Source organism: Pseudolysinimonas yzui (assembly GCF_014653215.1).
In the GTDB taxonomy this organism is placed as follows: domain Bacteria; phylum Actinomycetota; class Actinomycetes; order Actinomycetales; family Microbacteriaceae; genus Pseudolysinimonas_A; species Pseudolysinimonas_A yzui.
The window spans coordinates 61,822-76,865 of sequence record NZ_BNAI01000009.1 but is presented as its reverse complement, the minus strand read 5'-3'; the positions used below and the strand labels follow the sequence as shown (position 1 = coordinate 76,865).

Below are 15,044 nucleotides of genomic sequence, written 5' to 3'. Positions count from 1 at the left end.
GCCCCTGCTGCTCGTCGGCCACGTCACCAAAGACGGCACGATCGCCGGGCCCCGCCTGCTGGAACACCTCGTGGATGTCGTGTGCAACTTCGAAGGCGACCGCCAGACCGCGCTGCGCTTCGTGCGCGCCCTCAAGAACCGATTCGGCCCCACCGACGAGGTGGGCTGCTTCGAGATGACCGGCGACGGCATCGCGGAGGTTCCCGACCCGTCGGGGCTGTTCCTCTCCCGCAGCGGCAACCCGGTGAGCGGCACCTGCGTCACCATCGCGCTCGAGGGCCGCCGCGCCATCCCGGTCGAGGTGCAGGCGCTCATCGTCGGCACCACCGCCCCGCAGCCGCGGCGAGTCGTGAACGGGGTCGACTCGGCGCGGGTCGCGATGATCCTCGCGGTGCTCGAACGACGGTGCGGGTTGAAGGTGTCGACATCCGACGTGTACGTCTCCACCGTCGGCGGCATGCGGCTCACGGAACCGGCCACCGACCTGGCCATCGCCCTCGCGATCGCGTCGGCCGTGAAGGATGTCGCGCTGCCGCAGACCCTCGCAGCGGTGGGTGAGATCTCGCTCGCCGGCGAGATCCGGCCGGTGCCGCTCGCCAAACAGCGACTCTCGGAAGCGAAACGCCTCGGCTACACACAGATCGTCGACGGCGATGCCGGCTCGGTGCACTCCGCGATCGGAATCGCCTTCGCGGCAGCGCCCGCCGAGCGGGCAGCAGTCCCCGCCTTCTAACCCCTTCGCTGGTCGAGTAGCCCGCGAAGCGGGCGTGTCGAGACCCCGCCCCCCGAGTAGCCCGCTGGGCGGTCTCGACACGCGCGCCGCTTCGCGGTGCGCTACTCGACCACCGAAGGGACCTGGTCTCGACACGCGCGCCGCTTCGCGGTGCGCTACTCGACCACCGAGCGGCGGGGTCAGTTGAGGATGAAGGGGGTGTCTTCGGTGGATTCGATGTCGCCGAGGGTGACGCTCAGGCGGTAGGTCGCCCCGCCGGCGATGACTTCGGGGCGGGCGGCAGCGCAGGTGTCGGTTGCCGAGCGGGTGCGATCCCAGGCGAACGGAGTCGTCGTGAGCGGCTCGTTCGGCTCGAGCTCCATTTCGAGCGACGTCGCGTTCTGCTGGCAGTCGCGGGAGTTCCAGATCGGGTCCGATCCACTCACGATGAAGTACGCCTGCTCGGCGGTGCCGACATCCAGCGTGCAGGCGACCGAGCCGGTGTTGGTGATCGACATCGAGATCTGCGGCTGCACCCCCGAGGCGTAGGTCGCGGCATCCGTGACCGGTTCGAGCTGGATGACGGCCGGGTTGCACGGGTCGCCCTCTTCGCCGGCGGCCGGGGTGCTCGACGCCGAGTTCGAGGGAGCCGGCGTCTCGCGCCCGGTGTTCTCGGCACCGGGCCGCACGATGATCAGCACGATGATGACGACGACCGCGACCAGCCCGAGCAGCACCAGCAGACGACGCCGCCAGTAGACCGACGGCGGCTGCGGCCCGACGGGGTTACGCACGGTCGACATGCCGCCAGAGTAAGCCCGGGTCTCACGGCAGACGGGTCGGCACGCCCCGGACCCGGGGAACCTGAGTCAGGCGGCGGCTACAGCGTGTTCTGCGAAACGCAGGTAGTCGCTCGCCGTCTCGTCGGCCACGATTGCGCGCAACACGACCTCGTCGACGGCCGCACGATAGGCCGCGACCCGCTGAAGGTCGCCGTCGACGACGGTGTCGAGCGGGTCGATCCGCTCGCGGGCGAAGTGTGCTGCGTAGGCCGGGTACTGAGCGTACCGGGCCGCCTCCGCCGTGAGCTTCGGCCGCGCGTCGTCGTCGAAGGCGGCGCGCACATAGAGCACGGTCGAGGTCTCGAGTTCCCCCGCGATAGCCGCCGACCGGTCGGGGGTGAGCCAGCTCAGCAGCGGACCGTCGGCCGCCTGCGCGGCGAGGCGCCGCATCCCGGGTCCGAGGGCTCCGAGCATGACCCGCGCCGACGTGTCCGCCCGCAGCTCGGCGAGTTCGGCACGGACGGCGGCGAGCACACCGTGGCCACGCCGTGACCCCGAGCCGACCCCGAGCACCAGCCTATCCTCGGGGAGCTCGAGCGCGGCGACGTCAGCGAGGATCTCGGCGGGTGGTCGGCGATCCATCGGGATGACTCCCACCGCGAGACGCAGCCGCTCGGTGCGTGCCGCGGCGACCGCGAGCGCGGAAAGGGCGTCGGCACCGGCAGTGTCGTTGACCCAGAGCGCGAAGAATCCGAGCTGCTCGAGCCGAGGGGCGAGGTCGGCGACGATCGCATGATCGAGGGTCGCGGCCACGCCGACCGAGAGCCGACCGGTCACAGCTGCTTCAGCATCCTCGTGTTGCCGAGGGTGTTGGGCTTCACGCGTGAGAGGTCGAGGAACTCCGCGACGCCCTCATCCGGTGAGCGCACCAGCTCGGCGTAGACGTCGGGCGACACGATGCTCTCTTCGATCTCGTCGAACCCGTTGCGGCCGAAGAACCCGGTCTCGAAGGTGAGGCAGAACAGCCGCGAGAGGCCGAGGTCGCGGGCCTCCGCCTCGAGGCTCTCGAGGATCGCATTGCCGACGCCGCGCCCGCGCCAGTGGTCGGCGACGGCGAGAGTGCGCACCTCACCGAGGTCTTCCCACATCACGTGCAAGGCACCGCACCCGATCAGGCGACCCTCGGCATCCTCGGCGACCCGGAACTCCTGCACCGCCTCGTAGAAGACGACCCGGTCCTTGCCGAGCAGCACGCGGCTCTCGACGAGCGGGGCGATGAGCGTCTCGATCTCGGGGATATCGCCGGTGCGGGCCGGGCGCACGCTGAATTCGCTCACGACGCCCGACTCTACCCGCCCGTCGTTCGACGCCGGATGTCGCGACGGACCCCCTAACGACGTAAGGGACCCCCGCGTGCGGGGATCCCTTACGTCATAGAACCCTCTATGGCGACAGCAGAGGTCAGGCCCCGAGGACGGCGGCCTTCGTGGGCTTCGGGTCGCGGCCGGCCTGGCGCCCGGTCTCGAACACGAACTCGCCGTCGACGAAGTCGACCTTCACGTGGTCGCCGGCGTCGAGTTCGGCGTGCAGGATCTTCTCGCTCAGCCGGTCCTCGATCTCGTGCTGCACCGCGCGTCGCAGCGGGCGGGCGCCGAGAGTCGGGTCCCAGCCGAGCTCGATGAGCCGGGCCTTCGCGTCTTCCGACACCTCGATCGTGACGTCGCGGTCCATCAGACGCTCCTTCAGGCGGTTGATGAACAGCGCGACGATCTGCATCAGCTCCTCCTTGCTGAGCTGTGGGAACACGATCGTCTCGTCGACGCGGTTGAGGAACTCGGGCTTGAAGTGCTTCTTCAGCTCTTCGACGACCTTGCCGCGCATCGCCGAGTAGTCGGCCGCGACGTTGCCCTCGAGCGTGAAGCCGACCGGGCCGCCGGTGATGTCCTTCGTGCCGAGGTTGGTCGTCATGATGATGACCGTGTTCTTGAAGTCGACGACGCGACCCTGACCGTCGGTGAGCCGACCCTCTTCGAGGATCTGCAACAGCGAGTTGAAGATGTCGGGGTGCGCCTTCTCGATCTCGTCGAACAGCACCACGCTGAACGGCTTGCGCCGCACCTTCTCGGTGAGCTGGCCGCCCTCTTCGAAGCCGACGAACCCGGGAGGGGCACCGAACAGCCGCGAGACGGTGTGCTTCTCGCCGTACTCCGACATGTCGAGCGCGATCAGCGCGTTCTCGTCGTCGAACAGGAACTCGGCGAGCGCCTTGGCCAGCTCGGTCTTACCGACACCCGTGGGGCCGGCGAAGATGAACGAGCCCGACGGACGCTTCGGGTCCTTCAGCCCGGCACGCGTGCGGCGGATGGTCTTGGCGAGAACCGAGATGGCCTCCTCCTGACCGATGACCCGCTCGTGCAGCGCCTTCTCCATGAAGATGAGCCGGCTCGACTCCTCTTCGGTGAGCTTGAACACCGGGATGCCGGTCGCGTTCGCGAGCACCTCGGCGATGACGCCCTCATCCACGGTTCCGGATGCCGAGACGTCGCCCGCCCGCCACTGCTTCTCGAGGCGGAGGCGCTCACCGAGCAGCTTCTTCTCCTCGTCCCGCAGGCTCGCGGCCTTCTCGAAGTCCTGCTCCTCGATGGCGGCTTCCTTCGAGCCGCGCACGGTGGCGATCTTCTCGTCGAACTCGCGCAACTCCGGCGGGGCGGAGAGGATGCTGAGCCGCAGTCGCGCGCCCGCCTCGTCGATCAGGTCGATCGCCTTATCGGGCAGGAAGCGGTCTTGCACGTAGCGGTCGGCGAGGTTCGCGGCCGACACGATTGCGCCATCCGTGATCGACACCTTGTGGAACGCCTCGTACTTGTCGCGGAGGCCCTTGAGGATGTTGATGGTGTGCGGGATCGTGGGCTCGTGCACCTGCACCGGCTGGAAGCGCCGCTCGAGGGCGGCATCCTTCTCGAAGTGCTTGCGGTACTCGTCGAGCGTCGTCGCGCCGATCGTCTGCAGCTCGCCGCGGGCCAGCAGGGGCTTGAGAATCGACGCCGCGTCGATCGCGCCCTCGGCGGCACCCGCGCCGACGAGCGTGTGGATCTCGTCGATGAAGGTGATGATGTCGCCGCGGGTGCGGATCTCTTTCGTGACCTTCTTGAGGCGCTCTTCGAAGTCACCGCGGTAGCGGGATCCGGCGATGAGCGAGCCGAGGTCGAGGGTGTAGAGCTGCTTGTCTTTGAGCGTCTCGGGCACGTCGCCGCGCACGATCGCCTGGGCGAGGCCCTCGACGACGGCGGTCTTGCCGACGCCGGGCTCACCGATCAGCACGGGGTTGTTCTTGGAGCGGCGGGAGAGGATCTGCATGACCCGCTCCATCTCCTTCTCGCGCCCGATGACCGGGTCAAGCTTGCCTTCGCGGGCGGCCTGCGTGAGGTTGCGGCCGAACTGGTCGAGGATCTGCGAGCCCTTGTCGGGCGTCGCGTCGTTGCCGCCGACCGCGACCTGCTCCTTGCCCTGGTAGCCCGACAGCAACTGGATGACCTGCTGCCGCACCCGGTTGAGGTCGGCGCCGAGCTTCACGAGCACCTGCGCGGCGACGCCTTCACCCTCGCGGATGAGCCCGAGCAGGATGTGCTCGGTGCCGATGTAGGAGTGTCCGAGCTGCAGCGCTTCGCGCAGCGAGAGTTCGAGCACCTTCTTGGCGCGCGGCGTGAACGGGATGTGCCCGGTCGGCTGCTGCTGCCCCTGCCCGATGATGTCTTGCACCTGCTCGCGCACGGCATCCAAAGAGATGCCGAGCGACTCGAGCGCCTTCGCGGCGACCCCCTCACCCTCGTGGATGAGCCCGAGCAGGATGTGCTCAGTGCCGATGTAGTTGTGGTTGAGCATCTTCGCCTCTTCCTGGGCGAGGACGACCACCCGGCGGGCTCGGTCGGTGAAACGCTCGAACATCATGAACTCCTACGCAACGCCAGGTCGGGAGGCGTCGTTACATCCGAGGGTAACGACGCGGGGCGCCGAAAAGTCCCGTGTTCGCTCACGGCTCAGCGTGTGTGTGACGAAGGAAACGGGATGCTTGACACAGACTCACTTTCGGTCCATCATATCGACCATCGATAATATCGATACTCGATAAGGAGCGATCATGTCCGGCACTCCCGCCTCGCCCGACCCGACTCTGACCCCGGTCGTGCCGCGCCGAGGTCGCGCGGCCGAGATCACCGCCTGGATTCTCCTCGCCGCGGGCTCCGCATTCGGCGGGCTCGGAATCTCGGCGATCGCCGGCCTGGGTCCCGTCTACGGCCCGGCGACCGGAAGATGGCTCGACGGGGTCGCCTGGGCGTTCGGCATGTCCGTCGCCCTGTTCTTCTTCGGGATCATCTCGCCGGTGCTGATCGCCACACCGTTCGTCCTGTCGCGGCGCGGGCCATCGCGGATCGTCGCGGCGATCCTCCTCGTCGCGCTGGTCGTCGGGATCGCGCTCGCCGGAGTCTCGGCCGTCGGCGCGAAGTACGAGGCCACCCCCCACCAGCCCAGCTGCCCCCACGCGGACTCGCGCGTCAGGGATGCACTGGACGAGCTAGGCCACGTCGGCCCGATGGACACACTCGTCGAAGGGATCGACGGCTGCGAAACGGTGCTGCGATCGGTGTCGCTCGCGGAGGCGGTCGATGCCTACACGGTGCAACTCGACAAGCTCGGTTGGACGATCGAGGACCTCGACGGCGGCGGCATCGAAGCCCGCCGGGGCGGGGTGCTGTTCACCCTGTCGGGCGTGTGTGGCTCCGAGCCCGTGATGACCGTGCGCACGGACACCTCGAGCCTGGAACCTGGGGCGAGCTGCACCGGAATCGTCGGCTGACCGTCATGTCCTCCACCCACTCGGTCCCGCCGCGTCCGCGGATCGCCGCCATCGTCGTCGCCCTGGTGGCGAGCGCCGCCTTGTTCGTGACCGGGGTGGCCACGATCGCCTCCGGGGTGCTCGGCGGCTACCTGTACTGGGGCGAGGCCTTGCTCGTCACCGACCAGCGGCCTTTCATGTCAGGTCAGCCGAACGTCGAATACAACGGCATCTTGTTCTCCAGCATGGAGCCCCTGGTCGGCGCCCGCGCGGCATCGACGGTCGCCGACGTGCTGAACCAGTTGGTGCTGCTGGCACTCGCCGGAAACCTCGCGCTGGTCGCCGGCTCGCTCATCCTGCGTCGCCCCTTCACCCGGGCGCTCCGCTGGGGACTCGTGGTGCTCGGTGGGCTGGTGCTCGCCTCCGGCACGATCGCCCCGCAGTTCGACGCCCTCGCGTCGGACCTCGCCGTCCAAGAACTCGGATTCCCCGCCGCAACACTTGAGCCATCCACCCTGGGCCCCAGTACCCCCCAGATCCACGGCACCCCCGCGGACGCGACGGCGCCGGACGAGCAACACGGTGAACACGTGCTCCTCACCGCAGGGACGTGGCCGTACATCCTCATGCGGGTCGATGCCGGGCTCGCCGCGATCGGCATCACCCTGGTGCTGCTCGGCATCCTGATCCGCGACGGCATCCGACTGCAGCGCGACACCGAAGGGCTCGTCTAGATGGCGCCCGCCTCCGACGACGACGACCAACGCATCCACTGCCGGCTCGACGAACTCCTCGCCGAGCGCGGGATGACGCTGACCGAGCTCAGCGAACGCGTCGGGGTCACGGTCGTGAACCTCTCGGTACTCAAGAACGACCGGGCACGCGCCATCCGGTTCTCGACCCTCACCGCGATCTGCGACGCTCTCGACTGTTCGGTCGGCGACCTGCTGGTCGTGCAGTCGGCCTAGGGTTTGGGGTTCGACGCCCGGCCGTCGAGCCAGAGCTCGTCGGTCGGGTCGCTGTGCGCGGTACCGCTGTCGACGTGCTTCGACGCGATCTTCGGCCCCTTCGTGATGACATGCACGAGCGCCATCCCGTGGCCCCTGCCGAGTCCGAAGTCGGCGGCAAGCCGCAGGAACTGCCGCGGGGCGAGTCCGGTCTTCTCTTCGATGTTGTCGAGGTACGCCTGGAATGACATGCCGGAAGGCTACTCCGGCACTCAGCCCTCCTCACCCTCTGAAGCCGACGACTTCTCCCTGATCCAATGACGCCCCACCGCGACGCCCCGGCCGACGACAGGATCACGTGCATGCAGACTTCTCAATCTCGCATGCATTCGGAGTACCCTGAGGGGATGGGAACGACGGTGCAAATCAGAAACCTGAGTGATGACGTCGCCCAGAAACTCAAAGCGAAGGCCGCGACCGCGGGGCTGTCGCTCTCGGAGTACTTGCGACGCGAACTCACCGAACTCGCCGACCAGATTGCGCTCGACGAGCGATGGGAAGCGTTCGTGGGGAATGGAATCCAGATGACGCGCGACGAGATCGTTGACGCGATCCACGCCGACCGCAAATGGGAGTAGCCGGCGCAGTCGTCGATGCCTCGATCATCGTCGAGGCAACGGTCGGTCGAGGAGGCGCGCGCTTCACCGCGCGGGCAGCCCTGCGTCAGCCCTTGGCAGCTCCCGAATTGCTCGATCTCGAAGTCGCCTCCGCACTGCGCCGAGCCGTTCATCAACGACGACTGGAGATCGGCGAGGCGGACGCCGCCATACGAGGCTTGACCGCGCTGCCTGGCTTGGCCAGATTCCCCCACGTCCCGCTGCTGCCGCGAGTCTGGGAGCTGCGCGACAACATCTCGACCTACGACGCGAGCTACGTCGCGCTGGCTGAGGTGCTCGGCATCCCTCTGGTGACCGCCGACCGGCGACTTGCCCGGGCCGCCGAGCCGTACTGCGCTGTCGTGTTCGTCGAGTGAGTCGCCCGCAACACACGGGACCTTTGACCCTCTGACGGCGAAGTCGCCGAGCGTAGCTTCGGGACGAGGATCGCGGCCGATCATTGGCGCGGCCATCCGCACGCGAAAGGTGACGGCAATGAAGGCACTGGTTTACAAGGGTCCCGGCGAGAAGTCGTGGGAGGACGTGCCCGACCCGGTCATCCAGCAACCGACCGACATCATCGTGAAGATCGACGCGACGACGATCTGCGGCACCGACCTGCACATCCTCAAGGGCGACGTGCCGGCGGTGACGCCGGGCCGCATCCTCGGTCACGAGGGTGTCGGCACGATCACCGAGATCGGTGCGGCGGTCACGACGCTCAAGGTCGGCGACCAGGTGATCCTGTCGTGCATCTCGGCCTGCGGCAAGTGCTCGTACTGCAAGAAGGGCGTATTCTCGCACTGCCTCGGCGACGAGGGTGCGTCGGGCATCGGCTGGATCTTCGGGCACCTCATCGACGGCACCCAGGCCGAGTACGTGCGCGTTCCCTACGCCGAGACCTCGGTGTACGTGCTGCCGAAGGAGGTCACGCCCGAATTGGGGTGCGTCCTCTCCGACATCCTGCCGACCGGTCACGAGATCGGTGTGCAGTACGGGGCGATCAAGGCCGGGGATGTCGTCGCCGTCGTCGGCGCCGGACCTGTCGGTCTCGCCGCGATCGCAACCGCCGGTCTGTACGGACCGTCGCGCGTCATCTCGATCGACCTCGACGCGAACCGCACCGAAGCCGCGAAGAAGTTCGGCGCGACGGATGCCGTCGTCTCGAGCGACGCGGACTGGAAGCAGCAGGTGTTCGCCCTCACCGACGGACTCGGCGTGGATGTCGCGATCGAAGCCGTCGGCATCCCGGCCACCTGGCAGATGTGTCTCGACATCGTGCGCCCCGCCGGACATGTCGCCAACGTCGGCGTGCACGGCAAGCCCGTCGAGCTCGCCCTTCAGGACCTCTGGATCTCGAACATCACCATGACGATGGGGCTCGTGAACACGAACACCCTCGGCACGCTGCTCAAGATGGTGGCGCAGAACAAGATCCCGGCAGCCGAGTTCATCAGCCACCGGTTCGCCCTCGGCGACATCCTCGAGGCCTACGACGTTTTCGGTCGCGCGGCCGAGACGAAGGCGCTCAAGGTCATCCTCACTGCCTGATCGCCACGGACGCCCTCAGAAGGCGTCGGGGCGCGCGAACTCGAAAGCGCGGGCGCCGGGCGAGAGCAGGGTCGCCGTGCGGCTGACGGCGACGTCGATGCGCGAGCGCAGATCGGCGGATGTCACGCGATAGTCCTCGAAGTCGCTCTCGTTCGCGAAGATGCCGAGCGGCAGGGTGAGCGCCTGGAAGAACCCGAACAGCGGGCGCATCTGGTGCTCCACGAGCAGGGCGTGCCGGTCGCTGCCGCCGGTCGCGGTGAGCACGATCGGCTTGTCGACGAGCGCGTGCTGCCCGATGTGGTCGAAGAACAGCTTGAACAGCCCGGTGTAGGTCGCCCGGTAGGCCGGGGAGCCGACGACGATGACATCCGCCGCCTCCACCGCCTCGAGGGCGCGTACGGCATCCGGCCCGAGATTGCCGCGGAACGGCCCCGCCCCGAGGTCGCCGAGCAGCGGCCCCAGCTCGATGATCGTCGCGTGACCGCCCAGCCGCGACGCGAACGCCTCGGCCACCTCGGTGACGAGCGCCGTCGTGCGGGAGGGTTTCGTCGGGCTACCGCTGACGCCGACGACCGAGACCGGGCGGGTCGACCCTGCCTCCGACATCAGAAGGACGCCACGTTGCCGGCCGAGAGCCGTAGCGACTCGACCGGGTTGTCGAGGTTGGCGCCGCCGCGGTAGCGGGCCGCCGTGTGCCGCTCGGGCAGCCGGTCGCCCGCGCCGAACAGCCGTTGCCGCAGCGTCGTCGGGGCGCCGCCGGCTTCGGGCAGACGGCCGCGCTTGCGCAGCTCGGGCACGACCAGCTCGGCGAAGTCCCGGGCCGTGTCGAACGAGTGGTACTGACGCAGGTTGATGCCGTCGAGCCCGTCTTCGTCGAGCCACTTCTCGATCGCGTCGGCCACCGTCTTCGGGGTGCCGACCGCGAGGAAGCGGTCATCCCGCGACCCGCCGATGAAGTCGAGCGCCTGCCCGACCGTCTTGTCCAGCGGCAGGAACGGCACCGCGCTGGGCAGCACCTCGGCGCGCAGCAGCGCCTCGCGCACCGTGATGTCGCGCGGGAACGCGGTGAGGTCGACCGGCAGGCTGTGGTGGGCCAGTATGCCGTCGAGGCTCGTGTGCTGCTGGTACAGGCGGTGCTTGTCGGCGGCCTCCTCGTCGGTGCGGCCGACGATGACTCCCGCCATCGCGATGAACTTCACGTCGTCGGCTTCCCGTCCGTGGCGCGCGGCGGCGGAGCGCATCCCGTCGGCGGCCTTGCGGAACTCCTCAGAGGTGCGGCCCCCGGTGAAGACCACCTCGGCATGCCGGCCGGCGAACTCGATGCCGGCGGGCGACCCGGTGGCCTGGAAGATCACCGGGGTGCGCTGCGGCGACGGATGCACGATGTGCGGCCCCGAGACCCGGTGGCGCTCGCCGACGTGGTTGATGTAGCGCACCTTCGCCGGATCGGTGAAGATCGCGTTCTCGCGGTCGTCGATGACCGCGCCGTCGTCCCACGAGCCCTCCCACAGCTTGTAGAGCACGTCGAGGTACTCGTCGGCGTACTCGTACCGCAGGTCGTGCGGCACCTCGCCCGCGAGCCCGAAGTTGTGCGCGGCGTTGGGCAGGTACGAGGTGACGACGTTCCAGCCGACCCGGCCCTTGGTGAGGTGGTCGAGCGTCGACATGCGCCGCGCGAACGCGAACGGCGGCTCGTAGGTGGTCGAGAACGTCACGCCGAAGTGCAGGCGCTCGGTCACCGCGGCCATCGCCGGGATGAGCAGCAGCGGGTCGAGGTTGGGGCTCTGCAGCCCTTCCCGCAGCGCGGTCTCGGGCCCGCCGCGGAACACGTCGTAGGCCCCGATAACGTCGGCGAGGAAGATGCCGTCGAAGCCCCCGTGCTCGAGGATCTGCGCGAGCTCGGTCCAGTAGCTGAGTTCGGCGAATCGGTGCCGGTTGTTCTCGGGCAGCGGCCAGAGGCCGTGGGTGATGTGACTCACGCACGCCATCTCGAACAGGTTGAGGAAGAGCTGCTTGGGCTCAGCCATGGTGGTGCCTTTCTGGGCCGTACGGGAAAGCGGGAATGGATGCGATCAGCTCGCGGGTGTAGGGCTGCTGCGGTCGCAGGAAGACCTCGTCCGGCGTGCCCTCTTCGACGACGACACCGTCTTTCATCACGAGGATGCGGTCGCTGAGGTGGCTGATGACGCCCAGATCGTGAGAGATGAACAGGTACGAGACGACGGCCGATTCGCGCAGGGCGACGAGCAGGTCGAGGATCTGCGCCTGGATGGTCACGTCAAGCGCCGAGACGGCCTCATCGAGCACGATGACCGTAGGGCGGGGCGCGAGGGCGCGGGCGATCGCAACGCGCTGACGCTGGCCCCCCGACATCCGCAGCGGGAAGCGGCGCGCGACGCCGGCCGGGAGGCCGACCTGCTCCAACAGTTCGTGCACCCGCGCGCGGCGAGCGGCCGAGGTCGCGAACTCACCCGCGGGGAGGGCGTCGAGCAGGATGCGCTCGACGTTCCACCGCGGATCGAACGAGCTCAGCGGGTCCTGGTCGACGACCGAGATCAGCCCCCGCCGCAGGCGACGACGCGTCTCCGGCAGCGGCGCCCAGTCCTCGCCGAGCAACTGAACCGTTCCGCCGTCGAGGTCTTCGAGGCCGAGCGCGAGCCGGGCGGTCGTGCTCTTGCCCGAGCCCGACTCCCCGACGATGCCGAGGGTCTCGCCGGCGAACAGGTCGAACGAGACGCCGTCGACCGCAGTGCTGGCGCGCCCGTCGGGGCCGACGTAGCGCTTCACGAGGCCACGGGCGCTGAGCACCGGCATATCCGGGTCGCGCGGCAGACGTGCGGGCGTCGACCCGACATGGGGCACGGGGGCGTTGCTCAGAGTGGTGCCGCGGGTGTCGGCCCCGGGCACCGCGGCGATGAGCGCGCTGGTGTACGGATGCTGGGGAGCTCCGAGCACCTCGGACGCCGGCCCCTGCTCGACGACCTCGCCGGCGCGCATCACCAGGATGTGGTCGGCGAGCTGCGCGACGACGGAGAGGTCGTGACTGATCAGCAGGATCGAGGCGCCCCTCGCCTTCATGCCGGCCAACTGGTCGAGTACCTGCGCCTGCACGGTGACATCGAGCGCCGTCGTCGGCTCGTCGGCGATCACGATGTCGGGCTCGAGCGCGATCGCCGACGCGATGAGAGCGCGTTGCCGCAGGCCACCCGAGAGCTCGTGCGGCCGTTGCCGGGCCCGCAGCGCCGCATTCGGCACCCCGACGCGGGTGAGCAGGTCGAGCACGCGCGCGCGACGGGTGGCACGGTCGCCCCAGCCGTGTACGCGCAACGACTCGGCGATCTCGCGGCCGACGGGACGCAGGGGGTCGAGCGAAACGAGGGCGTCCTGAAGGATGAACCCCACCTCGCGACCGCGCACCCGGCGCCAATCCCTGGCCGTGAAGGCCTGCACGTCGGCTCCGTGCAGTTGCAGCTCGTCGGCTTCGACGATCGAGCCGCGCCCGGCGAGCCCGACCAGGGCCCGCGCGGTGACGCTCTTGCCCGACCCCGACTCGCCGACGATCGCGACGCACTGCCCCGGCTCGAGATCGAACCCGACCCCGGCGACGACATCCCGCCGCACCCCGTCGGGCTGGAACGCGACCCGCAGGTTGCGCACCCGCACCCGCGGCCCGGCGTCTCCTGCCAGCTCCCGCTCAAGATGGTCGAGCTCGACAACATCCAGAATGCTCATGACTTCTCCCCTCGTTCCAGCCCCGCCTGCACATGCCGGCCGATCGTTGTCGCGGTCAACGCGAGCGCGACGATGACGAGACCGGGGATGACGACGAGCCAGCCGGCCTGCACGATGTACGAGCGTCCGGCATCCAGCAGCGCGCCCCACTCCGACGCCGGCGGTGCGACCCCGAGCCCGAGGAACGACAGGCTCGACGCCCAGACGATCGACTGGCCGACCGAGAGCGCGAAGATCGCGACGAGCGGCCGCAGGGCGTTCGGCAGGATGTGGCTGCGCACGATCCGCGAGCGGGAGTGGCCGAGCGCGACCGCCGCGCGGACGTAGCCGGAGTCCTTCGCGGTCAGGATCTGGCCGCGCACCATACGGGCGTACCCGGGAGCCGTTCCGAGGCCGACGGCGAAGATCTGGGTGAGGGCCGACGGGCCGGCGATCGCGACCAGCAACAGGGCGAGCAGCAGTGCCGGGAAGGCGAACAGGATCTCGACGAACCGGTCGACGGTCGCCCGCACCGGGCGCGGGCCGAGGGCCGCGAGCGACCCGAGCAGGATGGCGCCGGCGAGTCCGACCGCCGCCGCGCCGAGCCCGATGAGCACCGACTCCCGGGCGCCCCAGATGACGCGGCTGTACAGGTCGCGGCCCGACTCGTCGGTGCCGAACCAGTGCGCCGCAGAGGGTGCCCGCAGGGAGGCGGGGTAGTCGAGCGCGAACGGGTCGTGCGTCGCGAGTGCCTGCGGGGCGATGACGGCGACCGCGAGGATGCCGAGGAAGACGAGCGCGGCCACGAGGGTCCATGGCAGGCGGCGCAGGCGGCGCCCGAGCGTCGAGGCTTCCGGGGTGGAACGCACGGTGGTCATGAGGTCTTCAATCGCGGGTCGAGGATCAGGTAGGCGATGTCGACGAGCAGGTTCACCAGCACGTAGAAGACGGCCACCAGGGTCACGATGCCGACGACGACCGGCAGGTCGTGGGCATCCACCGCTTTGACCAGCACCGAGCCGATGCCGGGGCGCGAGAAGATCGTCTCGACGACGACCGCACCCGAGAGGGTGGCGCCGAGCGCCCAGCCCGAGAGGGTCACCGCGGGCAGCACGGCGTGCCGCAGCACGTGGGTGAGCCGCACCCGCAGGTCGCTCAGGCCGCGCATCCGGGCGGTCACGACGAACGGCTGGTCGAGCGCGCGCTCGAACTCGGTGCGGGTCGCCTGGCTCATGAAGCCGGCGAGCGGGATCGCGAGGGTGAGCGCGGGCAGCACGAGGCCGATCGGCTCCGACCCGCCGATCACCGGGAACCAGCGCAGACCGAGGGCGAAGACGAGAAGCAGGATGATGCCGAGCCAGTAGTGCGGCAGCCCGGCCGCGACGACGTCGACGCCGGTGCCGACCGCACCGACGCGCGGGCCGCGCCCGGCGGTGAGGGTGATCCAGACCACCATGAGCACCCAGGCGATGGCGATCGCGACGACCGAGAGGATGAGCGTCGCCCCGAGTTGCTCGCCGATCACGGCGGTCACCGGACGGAACTGCTGGTACGAGGTGCCGAAGTCGCCGACGACGAGTCCGCGCAGGTAGTCGAGGTACTGCACCCAGACCGGACGGTCGAGGCCGAACTCGTTCACGATCGGCGCGAGTTCGTCGGCGGTGCGCTGCTGCGGCTGACCGGCCCGGATGTTGAGGATGACCGTCGCCCGGTCGCCGGGCAGCAGCAGCTGCGCGAAGAAGGCGACCGTCGCGGCCCCCCACAGCACGATCAGCGAGTTGCCGACCTGCTTCAGGATCTGCCGGATGACACCGCGAAGGCGGGAGGGCCGCGGCGTCGCCTGGGACACCG

Annotated in this window: 17 protein-coding genes; 7 read left to right on the top strand and 10 right to left on the bottom strand. The window is 69.2% G+C overall.

All coding sequences use genetic code 11. The features are described from left to right. A partial coding sequence (locus IE173_RS14125) for a magnesium chelatase domain-containing protein (RefSeq protein ID WP_191284163.1) occupies positions 1-733 on the top strand: 733 nt, incomplete at its 5' end. 179 nt (positions 734-912) lie between these two features. Here the strand turns inward: IE173_RS14125 and IE173_RS14120 are convergent. The 4 genes from IE173_RS14120 to IE173_RS14105 form a co-directional block, all read right to left on the bottom strand. Continuing rightward, on the bottom strand, positions 913-1,515 hold the full coding sequence (locus tag IE173_RS14120; RefSeq protein ID WP_191284162.1) for a hypothetical protein: 603 nt from the start codon (positions 1,513-1,515) through the stop codon (positions 913-915). Between the two features lie 66 nt (positions 1,516-1,581). After that, positions 1,582-2,331: an LLM class flavin-dependent oxidoreductase gene (locus IE173_RS14115; protein WP_191284161.1), complete on the bottom strand. Its 750-nt coding sequence runs from the start codon at positions 2,329-2,331 to the stop codon at positions 1,582-1,584. Beyond that, positions 2,328-2,831, bottom strand: coding sequence for an amino-acid N-acetyltransferase (locus IE173_RS14110; RefSeq protein WP_191284160.1), 504 nt, complete (start codon positions 2,829-2,831; stop codon positions 2,328-2,330). The genes IE173_RS14115 and IE173_RS14110 overlap by 4 nt, the downstream gene beginning before the upstream one ends. Before the next feature lie 124 nt (positions 2,832-2,955). Further along, positions 2,956-5,439 (bottom strand): ATP-dependent Clp protease ATP-binding subunit, encoded by a 2,484-nt coding sequence (locus IE173_RS14105; RefSeq protein ID WP_191284159.1) that lies wholly within the window; start codon positions 5,437-5,439, stop codon positions 2,956-2,958. Between the two features lie 193 nt (positions 5,440-5,632). On the opposite strand from IE173_RS14105, the gene IE173_RS14100 reads away from it, so the two are divergent. From IE173_RS14100 to IE173_RS14090, 3 genes are read left to right on the top strand one after another with little or no spacing between them, the layout of a single operon-like run. Next, complete coding sequence (locus tag IE173_RS14100) at positions 5,633-6,349, top strand: hypothetical protein (RefSeq protein WP_191284158.1); 717 nt, start codon at positions 5,633-5,635, stop codon at positions 6,347-6,349. 5 nt (positions 6,350-6,354) lie between these two features. After that, positions 6,355-7,062, top strand: coding sequence for a hypothetical protein (locus IE173_RS14095; protein WP_191284157.1), 708 nt, complete (start codon positions 6,355-6,357; stop codon positions 7,060-7,062). Then, positions 7,063-7,296 carry a helix-turn-helix domain-containing protein gene (locus IE173_RS14090; protein ID WP_191284156.1) on the top strand — a complete coding sequence of 78 codons (234 nt, stop codon included), beginning with the start codon at positions 7,063-7,065 and terminating at the stop codon, positions 7,294-7,296. It abuts the gene before it with no gap. On the opposite strand, the gene IE173_RS14085 is transcribed toward IE173_RS14090, so the two are convergent. Further along, the gene (locus IE173_RS14085) at positions 7,293-7,526 is read right to left on the bottom strand and encodes a DUF4287 domain-containing protein (RefSeq protein ID WP_191284155.1); all 234 of its coding nucleotides are present in this window, start codon (positions 7,524-7,526) and stop codon (positions 7,293-7,295) included. The genes IE173_RS14090 and IE173_RS14085 overlap by 4 nt on opposite strands. 156 nt (positions 7,527-7,682) lie before the next feature. Here IE173_RS14085 and IE173_RS14080 point away from each other — a divergent pair, with 156 nt between their 5' ends. From IE173_RS14080 to IE173_RS14070, 3 genes are all read left to right on the top strand, one after another. After that, complete coding sequence (locus IE173_RS14080; protein WP_191284154.1) at positions 7,683-7,913, top strand: FitA-like ribbon-helix-helix domain-containing protein; 231 nt, start codon at positions 7,683-7,685, stop codon at positions 7,911-7,913. Continuing rightward, on the top strand, positions 7,904-8,308 hold the full coding sequence (locus IE173_RS14075) for a type II toxin-antitoxin system VapC family toxin (protein WP_191284153.1): 405 nt from the start codon (positions 7,904-7,906) through the stop codon (positions 8,306-8,308). The genes IE173_RS14080 and IE173_RS14075 overlap by 10 nt, the downstream gene beginning before the upstream one ends. Before the next feature lie 118 nt (positions 8,309-8,426). Further along, the gene (locus IE173_RS14070; protein WP_191284152.1) at positions 8,427-9,482 is read left to right on the top strand and encodes a zinc-dependent alcohol dehydrogenase family protein; all 1,056 of its coding nucleotides are present in this window, start codon (positions 8,427-8,429) and stop codon (positions 9,480-9,482) included. A 15-nt stretch (positions 9,483-9,497) separates the two neighbouring features. On the opposite strand, the gene msuE is transcribed toward IE173_RS14070, so the two are convergent. The 5 genes from msuE to IE173_RS14045 are packed head-to-tail and all read right to left on the bottom strand — an operon-like array spanning position 9,498 to position 15,042. Next, positions 9,498-10,088, bottom strand: a complete 591-nt coding sequence (msuE, locus tag IE173_RS14065; protein ID WP_191284151.1) for an FMN reductase — start codon at positions 10,086-10,088, stop codon at positions 9,498-9,500. Then, positions 10,088-11,509 carry an NtaA/DmoA family FMN-dependent monooxygenase gene (locus tag IE173_RS14060; RefSeq protein ID WP_191284150.1) on the bottom strand — a complete coding sequence of 474 codons (1,422 nt, stop codon included), beginning with the start codon at positions 11,507-11,509 and terminating at the stop codon, positions 10,088-10,090. The genes msuE and IE173_RS14060 overlap by 1 nt, the downstream gene beginning before the upstream one ends. Next, the gene (locus IE173_RS14055; RefSeq protein WP_191284149.1) at positions 11,502-13,214 is read right to left on the bottom strand and encodes a dipeptide ABC transporter ATP-binding protein; all 1,713 of its coding nucleotides are present in this window, start codon (positions 13,212-13,214) and stop codon (positions 11,502-11,504) included. The genes IE173_RS14060 and IE173_RS14055 overlap by 8 nt, the downstream gene beginning before the upstream one ends. Continuing rightward, positions 13,211-14,071 (bottom strand): ABC transporter permease, encoded by an 861-nt coding sequence (locus IE173_RS14050; RefSeq protein ID WP_191284148.1) that lies wholly within the window; start codon positions 14,069-14,071, stop codon positions 13,211-13,213. The genes IE173_RS14055 and IE173_RS14050 overlap by 4 nt, the downstream gene beginning before the upstream one ends. After that, a complete protein-coding gene (locus IE173_RS14045; protein ID WP_229842123.1) occupies positions 14,068-15,042 on the bottom strand; it encodes an ABC transporter permease in 975 nt (324 codons plus the stop codon). Before IE173_RS14045 ends, IE173_RS14050 begins: the two co-directional genes overlap by 4 nt. Positions 15,043-15,044: the final 2 nt, after the last annotated feature.